5 protein-coding genes and 2 riboswitches are annotated in these 7,503 nt (G+C 65.5%); of the genes, 1 reads left to right on the top strand and 4 read right to left on the bottom strand.

Annotation, left to right across the window (positions count from 1 at the left end; genetic code table 11):
* A partial coding sequence (locus ABYB95_RS01025) for an EamA family transporter (RefSeq protein ID WP_372656557.1) occupies nt 1-908 on the top strand: 908 nt, incomplete at its 5' end.
* A 23-nt stretch (nt 909-931) separates the two neighbouring features.
* Here the strand turns inward: ABYB95_RS01025 and gcvP are convergent.
* The 4 genes from gcvP to betC all read right to left on the bottom strand — a co-directional run bounded on the left by gcvP (nt 932) and on the right by betC (nt 7,422).
* Nucleotides 932-3,829, bottom strand: a complete 2,898-nt coding sequence (gcvP, locus tag ABYB95_RS01020) for an aminomethyl-transferring glycine dehydrogenase (RefSeq protein WP_372656556.1) — start codon at nt 3,827-3,829, stop codon at nt 932-934.
* A gap of 103 nt (nt 3,830-3,932) precedes the next feature.
* Nucleotides 3,933-4,304 (bottom strand): glycine cleavage system protein GcvH, encoded by a 372-nt coding sequence (gene gcvH, locus ABYB95_RS01015; protein WP_372656555.1) that lies wholly within the window; start codon nt 4,302-4,304, stop codon nt 3,933-3,935.
* Nucleotides 4,305-4,424: 120 nt separating this feature from the next.
* Entirely contained in the window at nt 4,425-5,555 is a 1,131-nt protein-coding gene (gcvT, locus tag ABYB95_RS01010) for a glycine cleavage system aminomethyltransferase GcvT (protein WP_372656554.1), read from the bottom strand.
* Between the two features lie 64 nt (nt 5,556-5,619).
* Nucleotides 5,620-5,724, bottom strand: a riboswitch (glycine riboswitch).
* Between the two features lie 12 nt (nt 5,725-5,736).
* A riboswitch (glycine riboswitch) is annotated at nt 5,737-5,866 on the bottom strand.
* A gap of 41 nt (nt 5,867-5,907) precedes the next feature.
* Nucleotides 5,908-7,422 (bottom strand): choline-sulfatase, encoded by a 1,515-nt coding sequence (gene betC / locus ABYB95_RS01005; protein WP_372656553.1) that lies wholly within the window; start codon nt 7,420-7,422, stop codon nt 5,908-5,910.
* Between the last annotated feature and the right edge of the window lie 81 nt (nt 7,423-7,503).

Raw genomic sequence — 7,503 nt, 5'->3', positions numbered from 1 at the left:
GGGCGACACTGGTGGCCCTGGTCACGCGGCGCGGGGCGCACCGGGAAGCCCCTTTGCAGCGGACCGATGGGCCACGCCTGTTCGCCATGGCGGCGTTCGTAGCCGTGTTGGGCCCGGTTGCACTGGCCTGGGGTTTGCAGCGCACAAGCGGCTCCAGCGCCTCGCTCATGCTGACACTGGAGGTGCTGTTCACGGCGGGTTTGGCCTGGCGCTGGTACGGCGAGCGCATGGACCGGCGCACCACAGCCGCCATGCTGATCCTGCTGGCGGGCGGTGTGGCGCTGGTGGTGGAACAGGGCTTCAGCGGACGGGCGCAGTTGCTGGGGTTGCTGGCGGTCTTGCTGGCCACGGCGGCCTGGGGCGTTGACAACGCGTTGTCGCGCGGCGTGGCCGAGCGCGATCCGGGCCGGGTGGTGCTGGTCAAGGCCGCGTTAGGCACCTGTGCCACCACGGTGTTGGCCATGCTGTTCGGTGAAGCGGTACCGACGCTGTGGGCCGCGTTGGGGTTGGTGGCGATCGGTGCCACGGGCTACGGCTTGAGCTTGCGCTTGTATCTGCTGGCCCAACGCGCATTTGGCGCTGCCCGCACCGGCTCGGTGTTTGCGTTCGCGCCGTTCATGGGCGCCATCGGTGCTTTCGCACTGGGCGACCGCTCCATGGGGTGGGGCATGGCGCTCGGTGCGGCCTTGATGCTGCTGGGTTTGCTGCTGCACCTGTCTGAATCGCACGAGCATGCGCACGAACACGAGCAACTGGGGCACGAACATGCCCACGAACATGGCGATGGGCACCACCAGCACAGCCACGACCCCATGCCCCAGGGCGCGCACAGCCATTGGCACCGGCACGCAGCGCAGCGACACAGCCATCCCCATGTACCCGATGCCCACCACTTGCACGAACATTGAGGTGGGGCAGTAGGCCCCTGCGCTCAGTCTGCCGCGTAGTCGCTCAAAGGCACGCAGCTGCAAAACAGGTTGCGGTCGCCGTAGACGTTGTCGATGCGGCCCACAGGCGGCCAGTATTTGGCGTGTGCGCGGGTCGAGGTGCTGGCCGCGCCTACGTCGCGGGCGTAGGGGTGTGGCCAGTCGGCCTTCAGCAGGCTGTCGGCGGTGTGTGGCGCGTTCTTGAGCGGGTTGTCGTCTTGTGGCCAGACGCCTTGTTCCACTTGCCGGATTTCGTTGCGGATCGCGATCATGGCATCGATGAAGCGGTCCAGCTCTTCCAGGGTTTCGCTCTCGGTCGGTTCCACCATCAAGGTATTGGCCACGGGGAAGCTCAGCGTGGGCGCGTGGAAGCCGTAGTCCATCAGGCGCTTGGCCACGTCTTCGGCCATCACGCCGCTGGTGTCTTTCAGGCCGCGCAGGTCCAGGATGCACTCGTGCGCCACGTGGCCGTTGGCCGACGCGTACAGCGTGGGGTAGTGTTCTTTGAGCCGCTTGCTGATGTAGTTGGCGCTCAGGATCGCGGTTTCGGTCGCGTGCTTCAGGCCGTTGGCGCCCATCATGCGGATGTACATCCAGCTGATGGGCAGCACGGCGGCGTTGCCCAGGGGCGCGGCGCTGACCGCACCAACCCCGCTCTTCAAGCCACTGGTCGCATGGCCGGGCAAGAAGGGCACGAGGTCTTCGACCACGCATACCGGGCCCACACCCGGGCCGCCACCGCCGTGGGGGATGCAAAAGGTCTTGTGCAGGTTCAGGTGGCTCACGTCGCCGCCGAATTCGCCCGGTGCGGCCACGCCGACCAGGGCGTTCATGTTGGCGCCGTCCACGTACACACGGCCACCGTGCTGGTGCACCAGGGCGCAGAGTTCTTTGACCGTGGTCTCGAACACGCCGTGCGTGCTGGGGTAGGTGATCATCACGGCGGCGAGCTGGGCGCTGTGCTGCTCGCACTTGGCCTTCAGGTCGGCCATGTCGACGTTGCCGTTGTCATCGCACTTGGTGACCACCACCGTCAAGCCCACCATTTGCGCGCTGGCCGGGTTGGTGCCGTGGGCGCTCGACGGGATCAGGCAGATGTTGCGGTGGCTCTCGCCCTTGGAGGCGTGGAAGGCGCGGATCGCCAGCAAGCCGGCGTACTCGCCCTGGCTGCCCGCATTGGGCTGCAGGCTGATGCCGGCGTAACCCGTGGCCTGGCAAAGCCAGGCGCGCAGTTGTTCGTCCAGCTCTTTGTAGCCCAGTTGCTGATCGGCGGGCGCGAAGGGGTGCACGTTGGCGAACTCGGGCCAGGTGATGGGAATCATCTCGCTGGTGGCGTTGAGCTTCATGGTGCAACTGCCCAGCGGGATCATGCTGCGGTCCAGCGCCAGGTCTTTGTCGGACAGGGCGCGGATGTAGCGCAGCATGCCGGTCTCGGAGTGGTGGCTGTTGAACACCGGGTGGGTGAGGAAGGCGCTGGTACGGCGCAACTCGGCCGGTATCAGCGGCTCCACACCTTTTTCGAAGGCGTCGAAGCTGGGCAGCGGCTGGCCTTTTTTCGCAAAGACGCTCCAGAGCATTTCCACGTCGGCGCGGGTGGTGGTTTCGTCGAGCGCGATGCAAAGGTAGTGCTCAAAATACACGCGCAAATTGGCGCCCATGGAGCGGGCGCGGGCCACGGCGGCCTGGGTGTCGCCGTCGGTCTTGAGCGACAGCGTGTCGAAGCAGGCCTGCGTGCGCAAGGGGGCACCGAGTTGCTCCAGGCCTTTGGCCAGGATGGCGGTATACGCCGCTACGCGCCGGGCGATGCGCTTCAAGCCTTGTGGGCCGTGGTACACGGCGTACATGCTCGCCACCACGGCGGGCAGCACCTGCGCGGTGCAGATGTTGGAGGTGGCTTTCTCGCGCCGGATGTGCTGTTCGCGGGTTTGCAGCGCCAGCCGGTAGGCGGGCTTGCCGTGCACGTCCACACTCACGCCCACCAGGCGGCCGGGCAGTGAGCGCTTGTATGCGTCGCGGCAGGCCATGAAGGCGGCGTGCGGTCCGCCCGCACCCATGGGCATGCCAAAGCGCTGCGTGGTGCCGACCACGATGTCGGCGTCGAAGTCGCCCGGTGGCACCAGCAGGGTGAGGGCGAGCAGATCGGCGGCCACGATGAAGGCCGCCTGCTTGGCGTGAACGCGCTCCACATCGGCGCGCAGATCGTCGATGCGGCCGCTGGTGCTGGGGTATTGGGCCAGCACCGCAAAGTAGTCGTCGCCGTTGAGCGCGGCTTCCCATTCGGGTGCGGAGTTGGCCAGCTGCACCGTGATGCCCAGCGGCGCGGCGCGGGTCTGGATCACCTCGATGGTTTGTGGGTGGGCATCACCGGCCACCACGATGGTGTGGCCCTTGCTTTTCACCGAGCGTTTGGCCAGTGTCATGGCCTCGGCGGCGGCGGTGGCCTCGTCCAGCATGGAGGCGTTGGCTATCGGCATGCCGGTCAGGTCGCACACCATGGTCTGGAAGTTGATCAGCGCTTCCATGCGGCCTTGGGAAATCTCGGCCTGGTAAGGCGTGTAGGCGGTGTACCAGGCGGGGTTCTCCAGCACGTTGCGCAGAATCACGCCCGGCGTGTGCGTGGCGTGGTAGCCCTGGCCAATGAAGCTTTTGAGCACCAGGTTCTTCTGCGCCAAGGTCTTGAGTTCAGCCAGCGCCGCCGCTTCGGACGCCACCGGCGGCAACTGCATGCCCTGGCTGCGCGCGATGCTGCGCGGCACGATGCTGTCGATCAGGGCGCGCCGCGAGGCTTCGCCGATGACCGAGAGCATGTGGGTCTCGTCGGCTTCGCTCACGCCAATGTGGCGGGCGATGAACTCGGACGGATTTTCGAGTTCGCTCAAAGGTTGGACAGACGACATCAGCATGAGGGCAACTTTCAGACCGTTCGCCCTGAGCCTGTCGAAGGGCTGCGAACAACAAGGTGCGTGGGGGCTTCGACAGACTCGGCCCGAACGGGATGGAGGTGCTTCAGCCAGCAGCCGAGAAGGCGGTGTAAGTGGTCTCGTCGAGCAAGGCGTCGAGCTGCGAGGCATCGGACAGCTTGACCTTGAAGAACCAGCCCGTGTCCAGCGGATCGGAGTTGGCCAGCGACGGGTCGTTGCGCAAGGCTTCGTTGACTTCCACCACCTCGCCGCTGATGGGCATGTAGACATCGGCTGCGGCCTTGACCGACTCGACCACACCGGCCACCTCTTTCTGCGCGAACGATTTGCCCACTTCGGGCAGATCGACAAACACCACGTCGCCCAGGGCGTCTTGCGCGTGGGGGGTGATGCCGACGGTGGCAACGCCGCCGTCAACGCGGATCCATTCGTGGTCTTCGGTGTACTTGGTGGTCATGTGGTTTCCTTTAAAAGTGACCGTTCTCCCTGAGCCTGGCCAAGCTCAGCGATACGGTGGGTGCTGATGAGGGCTTCGACAAGCTCAGCCCGAACGGAGGGGTATCGACATCGCCGGGACTTATCCCCGGAAATAGCGGTTGGGAACAAAGGGCATGCTGCTCACTTCCATGGGCACCGGCTTGCCGCGGACCATGGCGTTGACGCGGGTGCCGATGGCGGCGTGTTCGGGACCGACATAGCCCATGGCCACTGGCTTGTCGATGCTGGGGCCGAGCAGACCGCTGGTGACTTCGCCGATCACGGTGCCGTCTGGCGATTGCAGTTCCACGTGCTCCCGAACCGGTATGCGTTCCTGAGCGATCAAGCCCACACGCTTCTTCATCAGCGGATCAACGCCGTCCAGCTGCGCGAGCACGCGCTCGGCACCCGGGAAGCCGCCTGCGCGCGCGCCACCGGTGCGGCGCACTTTCTGCATGGCCCAGTTGAGCGCGGCCTGCACCGGCGTGGTGGTGGTGTCGATGTCTTGGCCGTAGAGGCACAGACCCGCTTCCAGGCGCAGCGAGTTGCGCGCGCCCAAGCCCACGGGTTTCACCTCGGGCTGGGCCAGCAGGGCGCGGGCGAAGTCGCTGGCACCGGCGGCGGGCAGTGAAATTTCGAAGCCGTCTTCACCGGTGTAGCCGCTGCGGGTGATGAACAGGTCACCACCCGCCCACTCAAAGGCCGCGCCGGTCATGAACACCAGTTTTTCCACACCGGGCAGCAGGCGCTGCAAGGCGGTCACGGCTTGCGGGCCTTGCAGGGCCAGCAGCGCGCGGTCGAACTGGGCGTCGATGTGGCAGAGCTGGCCGATGCAGGCGTGGATATGGGCCAGGTCGCCGTGTTTGCAGGCGCCGTTGACGATCACGAACAGGTCTTCGCCCCGGTTGACGAACATCAGGTCGTCGATGATGCCGCCCTGTTCGTTGAGCAGCAGGCCGTAGCGCTGCTTGTTCACCGCCAGATCGATCACGTCCACCGGCATCAGGGTTTCGAGTGCGGCCGCGGCATCGGCGCCGACCAGCCGCAACTGGCCCATGTGGGACACGTCGAACAGACCGGCGGCGCTGCGGGTGTGCAGGTGTTCGGCCATCAGGCCCAGACCCTGGTATTGCACCGGCATGGCATAGCCGGCAAACGGCACCATGCGGGCGCCGAGTTCCAGATGCAAGGCGTGCAGCGGGGTCTGGAGCAGGTCTTCGGGCTTGGACATGGCGGTCTTTCGTCGAGCAGGGGCAGGCCTCTGGTGAAAGAGGAATACGCACAGATCATCCGTGCACTGCCCCGCTGTCCGCTTTACCTGAGAGATTCACGCGGGCGATGCCGCGCTTGCTCCTTCGGTGGGCCGCCTCCAGGGGCGGCCTCTCTCCAGTGGGGTACACCTGCGGTCAAGCCGGTGTTTGCCAGTCCTGGGTGCCTGAGCGTTCAAAAAAACCGGCCGGTCCCACGACCTTGCCCATTTTCTCTGCGCCTTCGGCGAACCCGGCGAAATGCTTCACCGGATTTCTCTCCTGACCCGCGCATTTTACCCACAGCCTTTGTCCGGCATGTGACGATCTGCGGACCTATAGGCGGGGAAAACGCGCCCGGCGTTCCAGATCGTCCAGATCGATGTGGTTGCGCATGTATTGCTGGCTGGCGTCAACCAGGGGTTGGTGGTCCCAGCTGGTGAGGCGGCCTTTTTGCATCGCCTGGGCCACCAGGCGCCGCCGGCGCTGGCTGGCCAGCACCTGGGCGTGGATGGTGGGCAGGTCCCAGCGTGCGGCGGTCTCGGCCAGAAATGCCTGCAACAGCGCCTGGTGCTCGGGTGCTTGGGCCAGGTTGTGGCGCTCGTCCGGGTCTGCGGCGACGTTGAACAGCAAACAAGGGTCTGCGCTGGCGTAGATGAACTTGAAATCGCCCCGGCGGATCATGAGCAGCGGCGCGTTCGTGCCTTCGCCCATGTACTCGCCGATCACCTCGTCGTGCCCCGCTTCGCCCCGCAGGTGCGGCAGCAAGGAGCGGCCATCCAATGGCAGCGCCGGGTCCACCTGGCCGCCCGCGAGTTCGACAAAGGTCGGCAACAAGTCGATGGTGGAGACCGAAGCCGCGACCTTGCGCGCGGCAAATCGGCCCGGTGCGTGGACCACCAAGGGCACACGCGCCGCCATTTCAAACCAGTGCATCTTGTACCAAAGGCCACGCTCGCCCAGCATGTCGCCGTGGTCGCCCGAGAACACGATCACCGTGTCGTCGCCCAGGCCGCATTCGGTCAGGGTCTTGACCAGTTTGCCGATGTTGTCGTCGATGTAGCTGCAGGCGCCGTAGTAGGCGCGGCGGGCGCGGCGCACGGCTTGCTCGGGCATGGTCTTGCCCCAGATGTCGATCACTTTGGCCACGCGTTGGGCGTGTGGATCGAGTTGGTCCTGGGCCATGTGCACGCGCGGCATCTGCACGTCTTCGTCTGTGTAGCGGTCGAAGTATTCGGCGGGAATGGTGTAGGGGTCGTGCGGGTGCGTCATCGACACCGTGAGGCAAAACGGCTGCTCGGGTGTGTTGCGCACGTGGTCGTACAGGTACTGGCGGGCGCGAAACACCACCTCTTCGTCGAAGTCCAATTGGTTGCTGCGCACGCTGGGCCCGGCTTGTTCCACCGACGCCATGTTGTGGTACCAGGTCGGCCGCACATCGGGTTCGTCCCAGTTCACCGACCAGCCGTAGTCGGCGGGGTAGATGTCGCTGGTCAGGCGCTCCTCGTAGCCATGCAACTGGTCGGGGCCGCAAAAATGCATCTTGCCCGAGAGTGCGGTGCGGTAGCCCAGGTTGCGCAGGTAGTGGGCGTAGGTGGGGATGTCGGTGGCGAGGTCGGCGGCGTTGTCGTAGGCGCCGATCCTGGAGGGCAGTTGCCCGCTGACCAGGCTGAAGCGCGAGGGGGCGCACAAGGGGCTGTTGCAATAGGCCGAATCGAACACCGTGCCGGTGGTGGCCAATGCGTTCAGATGCGGCATCTGGATCGGCGAGTGGCCACTGTGCATGGGCAACAAGGGCGCGGCCATCTGGTCGGCCATGATGAAGAGGATGTTGGGGCGCTGGGTGGTCATGGAACTCCTGAAAAGGACGCGCACAAACCCTTGCACGTGTCCTTTTCAGTATCGCACCCGACTTTTTTGGCCTTGGGTGTT

The organism is Hydrogenophaga sp., from assembly GCF_041633695.1.
Lineage (GTDB): Bacteria > Pseudomonadota > Gammaproteobacteria > Burkholderiales > Burkholderiaceae_C > Hydrogenophaga.
This window is presented reverse-complemented; position numbering and strand designations above follow the sequence as displayed.